Raw genomic sequence first — 15,194 nt, forward strand, 5'->3', positions numbered from 1 at the left:
CGATCAGCTGAACAGGCCACCGTTGTCGGTATCGATGACGATGGACGACAAGCTCACATGCCGTGGCCGAGTGAGCGCGAAGATCACCGCCTCCACCACATCGCGGTTGGTCCCAGAATCGCCCTTGCGCCGCTCCGGCACCTGCTCCCAGGCCTCATCCAGGGGCGAGATATCCTCCAGGTAGGGCGGATGCACGCACAACGAGCGAACCGGCGTACCCCGCAGGACCTGGCGCAGGCCGTCGGCCAGGGCCAGTTGTCCATGCTTGGCCGCATAGAACGGCAGCGACACGCTGTGCAGGGGTGCATTGGGCAGGCCGCTGATGGAGCCGATGGTGACGATATCCGGGCGGCTGGAGGCCTTGAGCGCCGGCAGCAGGCCCTGGGTCAGGAGGAAGGTGCCACTCAGGGCCGCGTCGATCACCCCGGTGACTTCGGCAACGCTATGGGGTTGCTCGCTGGACTCCAGCCACATGGCACCGTTGTTGATCAGGATATCCACCTGGGGCTGGCGCACATGGATCTCGGCCAGGGCCGCCTTGACGCTGTCGCTGTCGGCCAGGTCCACCACCACTGGCTCGGCAGTGCGCCCGGTGCGCTGCTCGATGGTGGCGGCGACTTGCGCCAGTGCCTGCGGGTTGCGCCCGCAGAGAATCAATTTGCAGCCCTGGTCCGCCAGGCTGATGGCCAGCGCCGCCCCCAACCCGCGCCCTGCGCCTGTTACCACGGCTACCGCCGAATTCAAGCCAGTCATCCCTTGCTCCTTGTACCAGGTCGATTGAAGGCGCGAGTCTATCCACATCATGAGGGGGGGGCTGGGGTAAAGCTTTTCCCGATATGTCCCACCCCGGCAGCCGGCCGAAACGGGTTTAGCCGATCCCCGGAGAAAGCTTTATCATGGCCGCCGAGTTATCCATCGAGGCCGTCATGAAGTTCGCCATCGCCCTGTTCTCCGCCGCCCATGCGCCCTCTTCGCGCCGCGCCCTGCTGTTCGCCCAGGCGGCGCTGGCGGGCGGGCATGAAATCGTCCGGCTGTTTTTCTACCAGGACGGCGTATACAACGCCGTCAACAGCATCGTCACGCCCCAGGACGAGCAGGACCTGCCCCGGGAATGGCGCGAATTCGTCCGCCAGCATCGACTGGACGCGGTGGTGTGCATCGCCGCCGCCCTGCGCCGGGGCACGCTGAATGCCGACGAGGCCCAGCGTTACCAGCGCGCCGCGGTGAACGTCGAGGCCCCCTGGGAGCTTTCCGGGCTTGGCCAGTTGCATGACGCGGTGCAGAGCGCCGACCGCCTGATCTGTTTTGGAGGAGCCTGAGATGGCCAAGTCCCTGCTGCTGGTCAGTCGCCAGGCACCCTGGTCCGGCCCCGGAGCCCGCGAGGCCCTGGATATCGTCTTGGCCGGCGGCGCCTTCGACCTGCCCATCGGCCTGCTGTTTCTCGACGATGGCGTGCTGCAACTGATGCCCGGCCAACAGGCCAAGGCCCTGCGCCAGAAGGACCTGGCTGCCAACCTGCAGGCGCTGTCGCTGTTCGGTGTCGACGAGGTCTTTGCCTGCCGCAGCAGCCTCGACGCCCGGGGCCTGGACCCGAGCACCCTGGGCCTTGATGCCGTACAACTGCTCAGCACCCCGGAACTGGCCGGGATCATCGACCGCTATGACCAGGTGATTACCCTCTGATGTCGACCTTGCATGTGTTGTCCCACTCGCCCTTCACCGACGACCGCCTGGCCAGTTGCCTGCGCCTGCTGGGGAGCGCCGATGCGTTGCTGCTGTGCGGCGACGCGGCCTATGCCCTGCAACCCGGTACCGCCCCCGGCAATGAGCTGCAAGCGCGCGACGGCCTGAAACTCTATGTCCTGGAAGAAGACCTGCGCGCCCGGGGCCTGGCCCTGCCCGCCTGGGCCGAAGCCGTGGACTATCCGGGGTTCGTCGAATTGTCGATCCAGCATGACAAGGTCAATACCTGGCTATGAGTACCCTGACCCTGGGCGGGCGCGCCATCGAACTGGACAAGGACGGCTACCTGGTCGACCTCGCCGACTGGTCCGCCGAAGTGGCCCTGGCCCTGGCGGCCACCGAGGAACTGCAACTGGGCCCGGAGCATTGGGAAATCATCGAGCTGCTCCAGGCTTTCTACCGGGAGTTCCAGCTGTCGCCCGCCACCCGTCCGCTGATCAAGTACACCGCCCTCAAGCTGGGGCCGGACAAAGGCAACAGCCTGCACCTGAACCGCCTGTTCAAGGGTACTCCCGCCAAACTGGCCGCCAAGCTGGCGGGCCTGCCGAAGCCGACCAATTGCCTATGAACGATCATGCCCCACTGCTCATGCAAACCCCGGACGAACATCCTTTCGCCCAGTTCGTACGGATTCTCGGCAAGGGCAAGCGCGGTGCCCGCGGCCTGACCCAGGAAGAAGCCCGGCAAGCCATGGGCATGCTGCTGGACGAACAGGTCGAGGATACCCAGCTGGGCGCCTTCCTCATGCTCCTGCGGCACAAGGAGGAGAGCCCGGAGGAACTGGCCGGCTTCACCCAGGCCCTGCGCGAGCGCCTGGACGTCCCGGCCATTAGCCTGGACCTGGACTGGCCGAGCTATGCCGGCAAGAAACGCCACCTGCCCTGGTACCTGCTGGCAGCCAAATGCCTGGCCCAGAACGGCGTGCGTATCCTGCTCCACGGCGCCGGCGCCCACACCGCCGGACGCCTGTATGCCGAACAACTGCTGGAGCCCCTGGGCATTCCCCTGTGCCGTGGCTGGCAAGCGGTGGGCGCGGCCCTGGACCGGGGCAACCTGGCGTTCATCCCCCTGGTGGACTGGGCTCCGCAGCTGCAACGGATGATCGACCTGCGCAACGTCCTCGGCCTGCGCTCGCCGATCCACTCCCTGGCCCGCCAGCTCAACCCCCTGGGCGCCCGTTGCGGCCTGCAGAGCATCTTCCACCCCGGCTACCAGGCGGTGCACCGCGAGGCCGCCAGCCTGTTGGGGGACAACGTCATAGTGATCAAGGGCGATGGTGGCGAGATCGAGATCAACCCTGACACCATCAGCCATCTATATGGCACCCGCGAGGGCATCGCCTGGGACGAGGAATGGCCCGCGCTGTCGGCGCAACGCCATGTGAAACCGGCCAGCCTGGAACCCGAGCATCTCAAGGCGCTATGGCGCGGCGAGGTTGAAGACAGCTACCCGCAACTGGCGCTGCTGGCGACCATGGCCCTGGCCCTGCGTGGCCTGGGCACGCCCCGGGAGCAAGCCTTCGAACTGGCGCGCCAATACTGGGATAACCGCGATAGATCGATCTGATCGATCCTGATCACCCAGGTTTTGCGCTTTTTCTTCGAACGCCCAGGCATAGACTGCACGCCTACGCATAACAGCTGAGGAGCATTCCATGGGTTTGCTGATCGAAGGACGCTGGCATGACCAGTGGTACGCCAGCGGCAAGGACGGGTCTTTCCAACGCGAACAGGCCCAGCGACGCCACTGGGTCACCGCCGATGGCCGGCCAGGACCCAGTGGCGAAGGCGGTTTCGCGGCCGAAGCCGGGCGTTACCACCTCTATGTGTCCCTGGCCTGCCCCTGGGCCCATCGCACCCTGATCCTGCGCCAGCTCAAAGGCCTGGAGAGCCTGGTGGAAGTATCGGTGGTCAGTTGGCTGATGCGCGAGCATGGCTGGACCTTCGACCCCTCCCAAGGCTCCAGCGGCGATCGCCTGGACGGCTTGGATTTCCTGCACCAGCGCTATACCGCCGACACCCCGGACTATACCGGTCGCGTCACCGTGCCCTTGCTATGGGACAAGCAGCAGCGGCGCATCGTCAGCAATGAATCGGCGGAGATCATCCGCATGTTCAACGGCGCCTTCGACCACCTGACCGGCAATCGCCTGGACTTCTACCCGCAAGCCCTGCGCTCGCGCATCGACCAGCTCAACGGGCGCATCTACCCGGCATTGAACAATGGCGTGTACCGCGCCGGCTTCGCCACGTCGCAACAGGCCTACGAGACGGCCTTCGATGAGGTGTTTACCGAGCTGGACGCCCTGGAAGCCTTGCTCGATGGACAACGCTACCTCGCCGGCCAGTACCTGACCGAAGCGGATGTACGCCTGTTCACCACGCTGATCCGTTTCGACGCGGTGTACCACGGCCACTTCAAATGCAACCTGCGGCGTATCGCCGACTACCCGAACCTGTCCAACTGGCTACGGGAGCTGTACCAGTGGCCGGGGGTCGAAGGGACCGTGGACTTCAGCCATATCAAGAACCACTACTACGCCAGCCACGCCACCATCAATCCGACCGGCATCGTGCCCAAGGGGCCATTGCTGGACTTCGGCGCCAGCCATGACCGGCAGCGCCTGGACGGACGTGGAGTGTGGTGCAGGGATTGAGCGCCGTCGCCGCCAGGCTGCAACCTGGCGGCAGCGACGGGTTTCAGGACTGGGGCTGGGCGCCTTCGAACCAGGCCAGCTTGTCGCGCAGCTGGACCACTTCGCCGACGATCACCAGGGTTGGAGCATGGACTTCGTGCTTCGCCACCAGGGCCGGCAGGTCCGCCAGGGTCCCGGTGAAGACTCGCTGGTTGCTGGTGGTGCCCTGCTGGATCAACGCCGCCGGGGTGCTGGCAGCGCGACCATGCTTGATCAACTGCTCGCAGATGACCGGCAGCCCCACCAGGCCCATGTAGAACACCAGGGTCTGGGCCGGTGCCACCAGGTCGGCCCACGGCAGGTTGGTGGTGCCATCCTTGAGGTGCCCGGTGACGAAGCGTACCGATTGCGCATAGTCGCGATGGGTCAGCGGAATCCCGGCATAGGCCGAGCAACCACTGGCCGCGGTGATCCCCGGCACCACCTGGAAGGCGATGCCCTGGGCCGCCAGCTCCTCGATCTCCTCGCCACCACGGCCGAAGATGAACGGATCACCGCCCTTGAGCCGCACCACGCGCTTGCCTTGCCGGGCCAGCTCCACCAGTTGCTGGTTGATCTGGTCCTGGGGCACGGCATGGTCGGCGCGGCGCTTGCCCACATAGATACGCTCGGCGTCACGCCGGCACAACTCAAGGATCGCCGGCGCCACCAGGCGGTCGTAGAGCACCACATCGGCCTGCTGCATCAGGCGCAGGGCACGGAAGGTCAGCAGGTCCGGATCACCCGGGCCGGCCCCCACCAGGTACACCTCGCCCCGGGCACTGGGCGCCTGGCCGTCGATCCGCGCTTGCAGCAAGCGCTCGGCCTCGGCCCCCTGCCCCGCCAGCTGGCGGTCGGCGACAGGGCCCTGGAATACTTCTTCCCAGAACGCCCGGCGCTGCTGCACGTCCGGGAACAGGTTCTTGACCTGGGTCCGGAAACGCGCGGCCAGGCCGGCCAACTGGCCGTAGGTCGCGGGAATCCAGGTTTCCAGCTTGGCCCGGATCAGCCGCGCCAGCACCGGGGCATCGCCACCGCTGGAGACGGCGATGACCAAGGGCGAACGATCGACGATGGCCGGGAAGATCACGCTGCACAGGGCCGGCGCATCCACCACGTTGACTGGCAGGCCGCGCCGCTGGGCATCGGCGGAAACCTGGGCATTGAGGGGCTGGTCGTCGGTAGCGGCGATGACCAGGGTGCAGCCGTCGAGGTCGGCCTCGACATACCCGCGCAGCAGGGACTGGCCGCCGCTGGCGACCACCAATTCCTGCAATTGCGCTTCTATCTCAGGTGCGACCACCCGCAGCTGCGCACCGGCATCGGCCAGCAGACGGGACTTGCGCAAGGCAATCTCCCCTCCACCGACCACCAACACACGACTGCCGCGAAGCTTGTGAAACAGCGGCAGGAATTCCATTTAGCCGATGACCTCGATGCCGCCCATGTAGGGCTTGAGTACATCCGGCACGCGGATCGAACCGTCGGCCTGCTGGTAGTTCTCCAGCACCGCCACCAGGGTCCGGCCTACGGCCAGGCCGGAACCGTTGAGGGTGTGCACCAGCTCCGGCTTGCCGGTTTCCGGGTTGCGGAAACGCGCCTGCATGCGGCGGGCCTGGAAGTCGCCACAGTTGGAGCACGAGGAGATCTCGCGATACTTGTCCTGGCTCGGGATCCAGACTTCCAGGTCGTAGGTCTTGACCGCGCTGAAGCCCATGTCGCCGGTGCACAGGGCCAATACGCGATAGGGCAGTTGCAGCAGCTGCAGGACTTTCTCGGCGTTGGCGGTCAGGCCTTCCAGGGCTTGCATGGAAGTCGACGGCTCCACCACCTGGACCATCTCGACCTTGTCGAACTGGTGCTGGCGGATCATGCCGCGGGTATCACGGCCGGAAGCACCGGCTTCGCTACGGAAGCACGGGGTGTGGGCGACCAGTTTCAGCGGCAGTTGCTTGGAGTCGAGGATCTCCCCGGCAACGATGTTGGTCAGCGATACTTCGGCGGTCGGAATCATGTACAGATCGGCCTCGCCTTCGCGGGTGATCTTGAACAGGTCTTCCTCGAACTTGGGCAACTGGCTGGTGCCGAACAGCGCCGGCGCCTGCACCAGGTACGGGGTGTAGGCCTCTTCGTAGCCATGCTCGCCGGTGTGCAGGTTGATCATGAACTGCGCCAGGGCGCGATGCAGGCGGGCAATAGGACCGCGCAGCAGGGCAAAACGCGCGCCCGACAGCTTGGCCGCGGTTTCAAAATCCAGCCAGCCGTGGGTTTCACCCAGGGCCACGTGATCCTTGATCGGGAAGTCGAAGCGGGCCGGAGTGCCCCAGCGGCGCACTTCGACGTTGCCGTCCTCGTCCGCGCCGACCGGCACCGATTCGTGAGGCAGGTTGGGAATGCCGAACAGGATCGAGTCCAGCTCGCCCTGGATGCTTTCCAGCTCGGCCTTGCCGGAGCTGAGCTCGTTCCCCATGCGCTCGACATCGGCCATCAGCGGGGCGATGTCTTCGCCGCGCTGCTTGGCCTGTCCGATGGACTTGGAGCGCGCGTTACGTTCGGCCTGCAGTTGCTCGGTGCGGGTCTGCACGATCTTGCGCTGTTCTTCTAGCGCTTCGATGCGTGCCACATCCAGGGCGAAGCCGCGGGATGCCAGACGATCCGCTACGTCCTGAAGGTTGCTACGTAACAGTTTGGAATCGAGCATGTCGTTCTCTCGTTTATCAAAGTTTGGTCAGGGACAGGCCGGCCCAGGTGGCGAGCAGCCCGCCGAATACACTCAGCGCCGCATAGCCCAGGGCCAGCGCCACTTGTCCGCCTTCCAGCAGACGCACGGTATCCAGTGAAAAGGATGAAAAAGTCGTCAGCCCGCCGAGGAAACCGACGATCAATCCGGCACGCACTTCGATCGGCACTTGCGGACGAATCAGGAACAGTCCGTACAATACGCCGATGAGCAGGCAGCCCACGATATTAACGGCCAGCGTCGCGGTATAGAAGTGCCGCGGCCAATTGGCGCTGATCCAGTTGCCGGTAGCGAAGCGCAACAGGGTGCCGGCGACGCCGCCAGCCGAAACCGCGAGTATCAACGGGATCAAGGTTTTCTCCGCTGCAGGGGGCTGGCCCGGTCCAGGGCGGCCAGGTGCTTGAGCTTCTCGCCGATCTTCAATTCCAGGCCCCGGGGCACCGGCTGGTAGAGGGCCAGGGGCTCCAGCGCCTCGGGGAAGTAGTCCTCGCCGGCAGCATAGGCGTCCGGCTCGTCATGGGCATAGCGATACTCCTCGCCGTAGCCCAGTTGCTTCATCAACTTGGTCGGGGCGTTGCGCAGGTGCAGCGGCACTTCCAGCGAACCATGCTCGGCAGCGGCGCGCATGGCGCTCTTGAAGCCCATGTACACCGCATTGCTCTTCGGCGCACAGGCCAGGTAGGTGATGGCCTGGGCCACCGCCAGCTCGCCCTCGGGGCTGCCCAGGCGCTCTTGCACATCCCAGGCCGCCAGGCACAGGCTCAGGGCCCGGGGGTCGGCATTGCCGATGTCCTCGCTGGCCATACGCACCACGCGCCGGGCGATGTACAGCGGATCGCAGCCGCCGTCGAGCATGCGGGCGAACCAGTACAGGGCGCCATCGGGATTGGACCCACGCACCGACTTGTGCAACGCGGAAATCTGGTCGTAGAACGCCTCGCCGCCCTTGTCGAAGCGTCGCCGGGTATCGCCCAGCAGGCTCTGCAGCAGGTCAGTGCCGATCTCGCCGCCGTCCTCGGCCAGGTCGGAGGCGTTTTCCAGCAGGTTGAGCATGCGCCGGCCATCGCCATCGGCGGCCGACATCAGCATCTGGAAGCCTTCGTCGCTCAGGCTCAGGTGTCGCTTGCCCAGGCCGCGTTCCTCGCCCAGGGCACGCTGCACCAGCTTGCGCAGCGCCGTCTCGTCCAGGCTCTTGAGCACATAGACCCGGGCCCGGGACAGCAGTGCATTGTTGAGTTCGAAGGAGGGGTTTTCCGTGGTGGCGCCGATGAAGATCAGCGTGCCGTCTTCCACGTAGGGCAGGAAGGCATCCTGCTGCGACTTGTTGAAGCGATGCACTTCATCGACGAACAAGATGGTGCGCCGACCATATTGTCCGGCCTGCTGCTTGGCGACTTCCACCGCCTGGCGAATCTCCTTGACCCCGGACAACACCGCCGAGACGGTCTCGAAATGGGCATCGGAAACATCCGCCAGCAGCCGCGCCAGGGTGGTCTTGCCCACGCCCGGCGGCCCCCAGAAGATCATCGAATGCAGCGCGCCCTGCTCCAGGGCTTCGCGCAACGGCTTGCCCCGGGCCAGCAGGTGCTCCTGGCCGACGTATTCGTCCAGGTTGGTGGCACGCAAGCGCGCGGCCAGCGGCTGGGCGATCGGTGCACTACGAAACAGGTCCATGGACTTTCTTCAAACCTCGGGGCGGCGACGCGGAACGGCCCCGCCCCGGCGGCGCCAGGCCGCATCCTGCCGATGCAATCCTGGACGAACGCCGCCGGGGCGCGGAACCGGCTCTTACTCCTGGATCACATCGGCACCCTTGGGGATGTCGAACTTGAACCTGGAAGCCGGGATCGACTCGTTGGCCTTGACCCCGGTGAACAGGATATTGGTGCGCTGGCCGACGCTGTCGATCAACTGCATGTCGTTGATCATGCCGTTGCGAAACGACAGGCGCAGGCTGTCGAACAAGGTGTCGCGGGTCTTGGGCTTGAGGACGAAGTCCATTACCCCACCGGCTTCCTTGGAGGTGATGTCGAAGCTTTCGCTGATCTTCGACACATCGCCGGAAAGCAGCAGCGCCGGGGTCTGGGTCAGGCGCTGGTCGAGCTTCTTGATGGTCACCTGCTCCAGGTCAGGGTCCCAGAGCGAAACCTTCTGGCCATCGGAAACCATCAACTGCTCCTGGGGAGCATCGGTGTGCCAGTAGAACAGGCCAGGACGCTGCAAGGACATCTCGCCCGCGGTTTCCTGCAACTGGGTGCCACTGCCGTCGAGGGTCAACTGCGAGAAACGCGCGCTCAGGGTCTGGGACTTTTCCAGCAACTGGGTCAGCCGGGCCACATCCTTGGGATCGGCGTGGGCCGACAGGGTGGTCACGGCCAATACCGGCAGCAGCAACATGCGAATCAGGCGCATGGGATTCCTCATTCAGGTGGATGGAGCGGCGTGGCCTCACGCCGCCGATATCGAAACCGCGATCAGTCGCGCGAAGGGCCGGGAGCCAGGACTTCGCGGGAACCGTTGGTGTTCATCGCCGTCACCACCCCGGCCATTTCCATGGCCTCGATCATCCGGGCGGCGCGGTTGTAGCCAATCTTCAGCTTGCGTTGGACCGCGGAAATCGAGGCCCGGCGGCTTTCCAGCACGAACTGCACCGCTTCGTCGTAGAGCGCGTCGGCTTCCGGGTCATCGCCCTCGCCACCGCCGCTGCTGCCTTCGAAGCCGCTACCGGCCTCTTCGACGCCGTTGAGGATGTCGTCGTTGTATTCGGGCGCGCCGCGCAGCTTCCAGGCCTCCACCACGCGATGCACTTCATCGTCGGATACGAAGGCGCCATGGACCCGGATCGGCAGGCTGGTGCCGGGCGGCATGTAGAGCATGTCACCGTGGCCCAGCAGTTGCTCGGCGCCACCCTGGTCGATGATGGTCCGCGAGTCGATCTTGCTCGATACCTGGAACGCCATGCGGGTCGGGATGTTGGCCTTGATCAGGCCGGTGATCACGTCCACCGATGGCCGCTGGGTCGCCAGGATCAGGTGGATACCCGCCGCACGGGCCTTCTGGGCGATCCGCGCGATCAGCTCTTCGACCTTCTTGCCGACGATCATCATCATGTCGGCGAATTCGTCCACCACCACCACGATGGTCGGCAGCTTGGTCAGCAAAGGCGCTTCGTCGTGGATGCTCTCGCGGTTGTACAGCGGGTCGGCCAGCGGCGTGCCAGCTTCTTCCGCTTCCTTGACTTTGGCGTTGAAGCCCGAGAGGTTGCGCACGCCCATCTTGGCCATGAGCTTGTAGCGCCGCTCCATCTCGGCCACGCTCCAGCGCAGGGCGTTGGCCGCGTCCTTCATGTCGGTGACCACCGGGCACAACAGGTGCGGGATACCCTCGTAGATCGACAGTTCGAGCATCTTCGGGTCGATCATGATCAGCTTGGCGTCTTCCGGGCCGGACTTGAACAGGATCGACAGGATCATCGCGTTGACCCCCACCGACTTACCGGAACCGGTGGTACCGGCCACCAGCAGGTGCGGCATCTTCGCCAGGTCGGTGATGATCGGCTTGCCGCCGATGTCGTGGCCCAGGGCCAGGGTCACCGGGGACTTGAAGTTGTCGTATTCCGGAGTCGAGAGTACCTCGGAGAAACGCACGATCTGCCGGTCTTCGTTGGGAATCTCGATACCCACGGTGGTCTTGCCGGGAATCACTTCCACCACCCGCACGCTGGTCACGGCCAGGGAACGGGCCAGGTCCTTGGCCAGGTTGGCGATCCGGCTGACCTTGACTCCGGCCGCTGGCTGGATTTCGTAACGGGTGATCACCGGTCCCGGGTGGATGGAGTCCACCGCGACCTCGACCCCGAACTCCTTGAGCTTGATCTCCAGCAGGTGGCCGACGGCCGCCAGGGACTCGGGGGAGTAGTTGAGCTGTTTCTTTTCCGCGGGGTCGAGGATCGAGATCGGCGGCAAGGTGCCTTCCACCGCGCTGTCGATGAACAACGGTACCTGCTTCTCCTTCTGCACCCGCTTGCTCGGCTCTGGCGCCTTGGTGGCCACTGGCGTGATCACCGGCGGCACCTGCTTCTCACGCTCGGACATGTGCTTGCTCAGGGCCTGCTCACGCTCGATCAGGCGCTCCTTGACCTTGGCCTGCTCGCGCTTGTCGGCGACGCTCGGCGCCACCACTTCGTCGACCCGGGCGTCCACTTCGCGCAGTTGCGCCACCAGTTGCTTGCGCTCCATGCGCTCGTCCCACCAGCGATTGGCAGCGCCATGGACCAACTCGAACAGATCGAGGGTGATCTTGCCGGTGACGTCCATGACCTTGAACCAGGACAGGTCGGTGAACACCGTCAGGCCGAACAGGAACAGGGCGATGAACATCAGGGTACTGCCCTGGATGTTCAGGGCATTCTTGGCCAGGTCACCCAGGCTCTCGCCCAGGGCGCCACCAGCACCGGCCGGCAGGCCCGTGGCGGCATGGAAATGGATATGCGCCAGCGCCGCGCCGGACAGTACCAGGAATACCAGGCCGATCAGGCGCCAGGAAAACAACCAGCCACTCCACTGCCAGGGCTCATGGCGCTGGCGGAAGATCTGGTAGGTCTTGATCGCCAGCAACAGCGGGAAGATATAGGCGAAGTAACCCAGCACCATGAACAACATGTCGGCGCTGTAGGAACCGGCGGGACCACCGAAGTTCTGCACGTCCTCGATCTTGCTGTTATGACTCCAACCCGGATCGTCCTTGCCATAGGTCAAAAGCGCCATCATCAAGAACAGGCACAAGGCTCCGATGGCGATCAGCGCACCTTCCTTGAGCCGGTAGTGCAACTGTTGACGCCAGAGCGGAACAACGGATTTGGGTGCTGCGGTGGATTTCTTCAAAACGCGTCTTTTCCTGCGCCAAGGGCGCGTCCAACGGGTGATTGACTACAAATACTGCTCAATCCGAGCAGGTAAATAAAGTTGACCGGCGTAACTGGGGCTACTTTTAACATTCAGTCACTTGCTTCTGAAACAGTGCAATTGCGAATAAGCCCGCCATAACGCCACATTGTACGGGTTTGTTCACTCCATGCCACGCCAGAAAGGCTCGCCGGGCATCGCTTTCTGCCTGTCATACGCTGTTCAATTGGAGCATGCATTCTCTTTGCTGACAAAGGCTTATGAGGTGTTTTTATGAACGACGCGAAGCATTCACGCCTGATCATCCTGGGCTCCGGCCCTGCCGGCTACAGCGCTGCGATCTACGCCGCCCGGGCCAACCTCAAGCCGACCGTGATCACCGGCCTGCAGGCCGGCGGCCAACTGACCACCACCACGGAAGTGGACAACTGGCCCGGCGATGTCGAAGGCCTGACCGGTCCGGTGCTGATGGAACGCATGCAGAAACACGCCGAGCGCTTCGACACCCAGATCGTCTATGACCACATTCACACCGCTCAGTTGCAGCAACGGCCCTTTGTCCTGGTCGGCGACAGCGGCAGCTATAGCTGCGACGCGCTGATCATCGCCACCGGGGCATCGGCGCAATACCTGGGCCTGCCCTCCGAAGAAGCCTTCTCCGGCAAGGGCGTTTCGGCCTGCGCGACCTGCGACGGTTTCTTCTATCGCAACCAGGTAGTGGCGGTGATCGGCGGCGGCAATACCGCAGTAGAGGAAGCCCTGTACCTGTCGAACATCGCTCGGGAGGTGCACCTGGTGCATCGCCGCGACAAGCTCCGGGCGGAGAAGATCCTCCAGGACAAGCTGTTCGACAAAGCGGCCAATGGCAACATCCGCCTGCACTGGAACCAGCATCTGGATGAAGTACTGGGCGATGCCAGCGGAGTCACGGGCGCGCGCTTGAGGGACAGCCAGACCGGCATCACCACCGACCTGGCGCTGTCCGGGGTGTTCATCGCCATCGGTCACAAGCCCAATACCGACCTATTCCAGGGCCAACTGCAGATGCGCAACGGCTACCTGCTGGTCAAGGGCGGCAGCGAAGGCGACGTCACCGCCACCGACATCCCCGGAGTGTTCGCTGCAGGTGATGTGGCGGACCATGTCTACCGCCAGGCCGTCACGTCCGCCGGCGCCGGCTGCATGGCTGCCCTGGACGCGGAAAAATTCCTCGACGACAACTAGGGCCTCGCCCTAGGCTTGTGGCGGGTCGCCTGGCGACCTGCCACCGCCCTCCCCTGCCGTAAGTCTGGATGCCATGCTGACCTGGTTACAACGCAACAACCTTGACTTTCCCCCTCTGGAAAAAGCCATGCGCGAACCCAACGGCCTGCTGGCCGCGGGGGGCGACCTGTCGGCCGAACGCCTGGTCCAGGCCTACCGCCACGGCTGCTTTCCCTGGTTTTCCGAGGGCCAGCCGATCCTCTGGTGGTCGCCGGATCCGCGCACCGTGTTGTTTCCGAACGAACTGCATGTATCTCGCAGCCTGGCCAAGCTCCTGCGCCAGCAGCGCTACCAGGTCACGTTCGATCGGGACTTCGCCGCGGTCATCAGCGCCTGCGCGGCCCCCCGGGCCTATGCCGACGGTACCTGGATCAGCGAGGCGATGCAGAACGCCTACCTGCAACTGCACCAGCGTGGCTACGCCCATTCGGTGGAGGTCTGGGACCAGGGAGTACTGGTGGGTGGGCTTTACGGACTGGCCATGGGACAACTGTTCTTCGGCGAATCGATGTTCAGCCGCGCCGACAACGCATCGAAGTTCGGCTTCGCCACACTGGTGCAGCGACTGAAGGACTGGGGCTTCGTCCTGATCGACTGCCAAATGCCTACCAACCACCTGCATAGCCTGGGTGCTCGCGCCATTACCCGCCGGGAATTTTCCAATTACCTGGAACGCCATCTGGACCAGCCGAGCCGTGCCACATGGGTTTGTTAGGCGGGTTTGGCGGGGGTGGCTTACACTTAGAGCCACAGCTTATCCCGAGGGTTGACTCATGACCGAGTTGGCGCGCCTGAAGTTTTATGCCACTCAACCCCATTCTTGCAGCTACCTGCCCGGCGAACAGGCCACTACCCTGTTCCTCGATCCCAGCCAGCCCATGGATGTGCATGTCTATGCGGATCTGTCGGAAATGGGCTTTCGCCGCAGCGGCGATCATCTATATCGGCCTCATTGCCAAAACTGCAACGCTTGTGTGCCGGCGCGCATCCCGGCAGCGCAGTTCCTGCCCAATCGCCAGCAAAAACGCATCCTCAAACGCAACAGCGACCTGACCGTGCAAGCGGCCAAACCCAGTTTCAGCGAAGAATATTTCGACCTGTACCAGCGCTACATCGAGCAACGCCACGCCGATGGCGACATGTTCCCTCCCAGCCGCGACCAATTCTCGACTTTCCTGGTCCGCGACCTGCCCTTCTCGCGCTTCTATGAGTTCCGCCTCGAGGGCCGCTTGCTGGCCGTAGCCGTCACCGACCTGCTGCCCAACGGCCTGTCGGCGGTCTACACCTTCTATGAACCCGACGAAGAACGCCGCAGCCTCGGGCGCTACGCGATCCTCTGGCAGATCGGCGAAACCCTGCGCCTGGGCCTTGACGCGGTCTATCTCGGCTATTGGATCAAGAACTGCAAAAAGATGAATTACAAGACTCAATACCGCCCCATCGAGCTTCTGATCAACCAGCGCTGGGTGCTCCTGAACTAGAAGGTCTTGGCTTGAACCCCACTTTTCGGGCACAATGCACGCCGCTTTTGCCTGGCGCAGTTGCACCGGGCCATTAACTGGACACCGAGGGCTTTACTGCATGTCGAAAGAAGACAGCTTCGAAATGGAAGGCACTGTCGTCGACACCCTGCCCAACACCATGTTTCGCGTGGAGTTGGAAAATGGGCACGTCGTAACCGCGCACATCTCCGGCAAGATGCGCAAGAACTATATTCGTATTCTTACCGGTGACAAGGTGCGCGTCGAGCTGACGCCCTATGACTTGAGCAAAGGGCGTATCACTTACCGCGCTCGCTAAGCAAGTCAATACAAGACGCCCGGCCAAGCCGGGCGTTTTTGTTGGCGCCTGAAAAACCTGCCTGCGGGTT

At 64.0% G+C, this 15,194-nt stretch carries 17 protein-coding genes; 10 read left to right on the forward strand and 7 right to left on the reverse strand.

What is annotated here, in order from left to right:
• Window positions 1-3 precede the first annotated feature (3 nt).
• The gene (locus ACK6AU_RS14175; RefSeq protein ID WP_185699027.1) at window positions 4-753 is read right to left on the reverse strand and encodes an SDR family oxidoreductase; all 750 of its coding nucleotides are present in this window, start codon (window positions 751-753) and stop codon (window positions 4-6) included.
• 173 nt (window positions 754-926) lie between these two features.
• On the opposite strand from ACK6AU_RS14175, the gene tusD reads away from it, so the two are divergent.
• The 6 genes from tusD (at window position 927) to ACK6AU_RS14205 (ending at window position 4,399) form a co-directional block, all read left to right on the forward strand.
• Window positions 927-1,319: a sulfurtransferase complex subunit TusD gene (gene tusD, locus ACK6AU_RS14180; protein WP_185699050.1), complete on the forward strand. Its 393-nt coding sequence runs from the start codon at window positions 927-929 to the stop codon at window positions 1,317-1,319.
• 1 nt (window position 1,320) lies between these two features.
• A complete protein-coding gene (gene tusC / locus ACK6AU_RS14185; protein WP_185699026.1) occupies window positions 1,321-1,683 on the forward strand; it encodes a sulfurtransferase complex subunit TusC in 363 nt (120 codons plus the stop codon).
• Complete coding sequence (tusB, locus tag ACK6AU_RS14190) at window positions 1,683-1,979, forward strand: sulfurtransferase complex subunit TusB (protein ID WP_185699025.1); 297 nt, start codon at window positions 1,683-1,685, stop codon at window positions 1,977-1,979. The genes tusC and tusB overlap by 1 nt, the downstream gene beginning before the upstream one ends.
• Window positions 1,976-2,311 (forward strand): TusE/DsrC/DsvC family sulfur relay protein, encoded by a 336-nt coding sequence (locus tag ACK6AU_RS14195; protein ID WP_185699024.1) that lies wholly within the window; start codon window positions 1,976-1,978, stop codon window positions 2,309-2,311. The genes tusB and ACK6AU_RS14195 overlap by 4 nt, the downstream gene beginning before the upstream one ends.
• Entirely contained in the window at window positions 2,308-3,309 is a 1,002-nt protein-coding gene (locus ACK6AU_RS14200) for a glycosyl transferase family protein (protein ID WP_409299657.1), read from the forward strand. The genes ACK6AU_RS14195 and ACK6AU_RS14200 overlap by 4 nt, the downstream gene beginning before the upstream one ends.
• 88 nt (window positions 3,310-3,397) lie before the next feature.
• Complete coding sequence (locus ACK6AU_RS14205; RefSeq protein WP_409299658.1) at window positions 3,398-4,399, forward strand: glutathione S-transferase family protein; 1,002 nt, start codon at window positions 3,398-3,400, stop codon at window positions 4,397-4,399.
• Between the two features lie 43 nt (window positions 4,400-4,442).
• Here the strand turns inward: ACK6AU_RS14205 and cysG are convergent, their stop codons facing one another.
• The 6 genes from cysG to ACK6AU_RS14235 all read right to left on the reverse strand — a co-directional run bounded on the left by cysG (window position 4,443) and on the right by ACK6AU_RS14235 (window position 12,040).
• Window positions 4,443-5,837: a siroheme synthase CysG gene (gene cysG, locus ACK6AU_RS14210; RefSeq protein WP_409299659.1), complete on the reverse strand. Its 1,395-nt coding sequence runs from the start codon at window positions 5,835-5,837 to the stop codon at window positions 4,443-4,445.
• Window positions 5,838-7,118 (reverse strand): serine--tRNA ligase, encoded by a 1,281-nt coding sequence (gene serS, locus ACK6AU_RS14215; RefSeq protein ID WP_185699020.1) that lies wholly within the window; start codon window positions 7,116-7,118, stop codon window positions 5,838-5,840.
• Between the two features lie 16 nt (window positions 7,119-7,134).
• The gene (crcB, locus tag ACK6AU_RS14220) at window positions 7,135-7,509 is read right to left on the reverse strand and encodes a fluoride efflux transporter CrcB (RefSeq protein ID WP_185699019.1); all 375 of its coding nucleotides are present in this window, start codon (window positions 7,507-7,509) and stop codon (window positions 7,135-7,137) included.
• Window positions 7,506-8,831, reverse strand: a complete 1,326-nt coding sequence (locus tag ACK6AU_RS14225) for a replication-associated recombination protein A (protein WP_185699018.1) — start codon at window positions 8,829-8,831, stop codon at window positions 7,506-7,508. The genes crcB and ACK6AU_RS14225 overlap by 4 nt, the downstream gene beginning before the upstream one ends.
• Window positions 8,832-8,945: 114 nt before the next feature.
• Window positions 8,946-9,569 (reverse strand): outer membrane lipoprotein chaperone LolA, encoded by a 624-nt coding sequence (gene lolA / locus ACK6AU_RS14230; protein ID WP_022639628.1) that lies wholly within the window; start codon window positions 9,567-9,569, stop codon window positions 8,946-8,948.
• Between the two features lie 62 nt (window positions 9,570-9,631).
• Window positions 9,632-12,040: a DNA translocase FtsK gene (locus ACK6AU_RS14235; protein WP_185699017.1), complete on the reverse strand. Its 2,409-nt coding sequence runs from the start codon at window positions 12,038-12,040 to the stop codon at window positions 9,632-9,634.
• Window positions 12,041-12,334: 294 nt separating this feature from the next.
• Between ACK6AU_RS14235 and trxB the strand changes: the two genes are divergently transcribed.
• The 4 genes from trxB to infA all read left to right on the forward strand — a co-directional run bounded on the left by trxB (window position 12,335) and on the right by infA (window position 15,124).
• Complete coding sequence (trxB, locus tag ACK6AU_RS14240) at window positions 12,335-13,285, forward strand: thioredoxin-disulfide reductase (protein WP_409299660.1); 951 nt, start codon at window positions 12,335-12,337, stop codon at window positions 13,283-13,285.
• A gap of 73 nt (window positions 13,286-13,358) precedes the next feature.
• Window positions 13,359-14,039 carry a leucyl/phenylalanyl-tRNA--protein transferase gene (gene aat, locus ACK6AU_RS14245; RefSeq protein ID WP_409299661.1) on the forward strand — a complete coding sequence of 227 codons (681 nt, stop codon included), beginning with the start codon at window positions 13,359-13,361 and terminating at the stop codon, window positions 14,037-14,039.
• 58 nt (window positions 14,040-14,097) lie between these two features.
• On the forward strand, window positions 14,098-14,805 hold the full coding sequence (locus tag ACK6AU_RS14250) for an arginyltransferase (protein WP_053136616.1): 708 nt from the start codon (window positions 14,098-14,100) through the stop codon (window positions 14,803-14,805).
• A 100-nt stretch (window positions 14,806-14,905) separates the two neighbouring features.
• Complete coding sequence (gene infA / locus ACK6AU_RS14255; protein ID WP_002553999.1) at window positions 14,906-15,124, forward strand: translation initiation factor IF-1; 219 nt, start codon at window positions 14,906-14,908, stop codon at window positions 15,122-15,124.
• The last annotated feature ends 70 nt before the right edge of the window (window positions 15,125-15,194 follow it).

The sequence above is a fragment of the Pseudomonas sp. KCJK8993 genome (assembly GCF_046230915.1).
GTDB lineage: Bacteria > Pseudomonadota > Gammaproteobacteria > Pseudomonadales > Pseudomonadaceae > Aquipseudomonas > Aquipseudomonas piscis.

Bases quoted from the DNA above. Each gene is read 5' to 3' on its own strand.
- ACK6AU_RS14250 (WP_053136616.1), top strand. From the start codon at position 14,098: ATGACCGAGTTGGCGCGCCTGAAGTTTTATGCCACTCAACCCCATTCT.
- ACK6AU_RS14195 (WP_185699024.1), top strand. From the start codon at position 1,976: ATGAGTACCCTGACCCTGGGCGGGCGCGCCATCGAACTGGACAAGGAC.
- trxB (WP_409299660.1), top strand. From the start codon at position 12,335: ATGAACGACGCGAAGCATTCACGCCTGATCATCCTGGGCTCCGGCCCT.
- serS (WP_185699020.1), bottom strand. From the start codon at position 7,118: ATGCTCGATTCCAAACTGTTACGTAGCAACCTTCAGGACGTAGCGGAT.
- tusB (WP_185699025.1), top strand. From the start codon at position 1,683: ATGTCGACCTTGCATGTGTTGTCCCACTCGCCCTTCACCGACGACCGC.
- aat (WP_409299661.1), top strand. From the start codon at position 13,359: ATGCTGACCTGGTTACAACGCAACAACCTTGACTTTCCCCCTCTGGAA.
- ACK6AU_RS14225 (WP_185699018.1), bottom strand. From the start codon at position 8,831: ATGGACCTGTTTCGTAGTGCACCGATCGCCCAGCCGCTGGCCGCGCGC.
- tusD (WP_185699050.1), top strand. From the start codon at position 927: ATGAAGTTCGCCATCGCCCTGTTCTCCGCCGCCCATGCGCCCTCTTCG.
- ACK6AU_RS14205 (WP_409299658.1), top strand. From the start codon at position 3,398: ATGGGTTTGCTGATCGAAGGACGCTGGCATGACCAGTGGTACGCCAGC.
- infA (WP_002553999.1), top strand. From the start codon at position 14,906: ATGTCGAAAGAAGACAGCTTCGAAATGGAAGGCACTGTCGTCGACACC.
- ACK6AU_RS14175 (WP_185699027.1), bottom strand. From the start codon at position 753: ATGACTGGCTTGAATTCGGCGGTAGCCGTGGTAACAGGCGCAGGGCGC.
- lolA (WP_022639628.1), bottom strand. From the start codon at position 9,569: ATGCGCCTGATTCGCATGTTGCTGCTGCCGGTATTGGCCGTGACCACC.
- tusC (WP_185699026.1), top strand. From the start codon at position 1,321: ATGGCCAAGTCCCTGCTGCTGGTCAGTCGCCAGGCACCCTGGTCCGGC.
- cysG (WP_409299659.1), bottom strand. From the start codon at position 5,837: ATGGAATTCCTGCCGCTGTTTCACAAGCTTCGCGGCAGTCGTGTGTTG.
- ACK6AU_RS14200 (WP_409299657.1), top strand. From the start codon at position 2,308: ATGAACGATCATGCCCCACTGCTCATGCAAACCCCGGACGAACATCCT.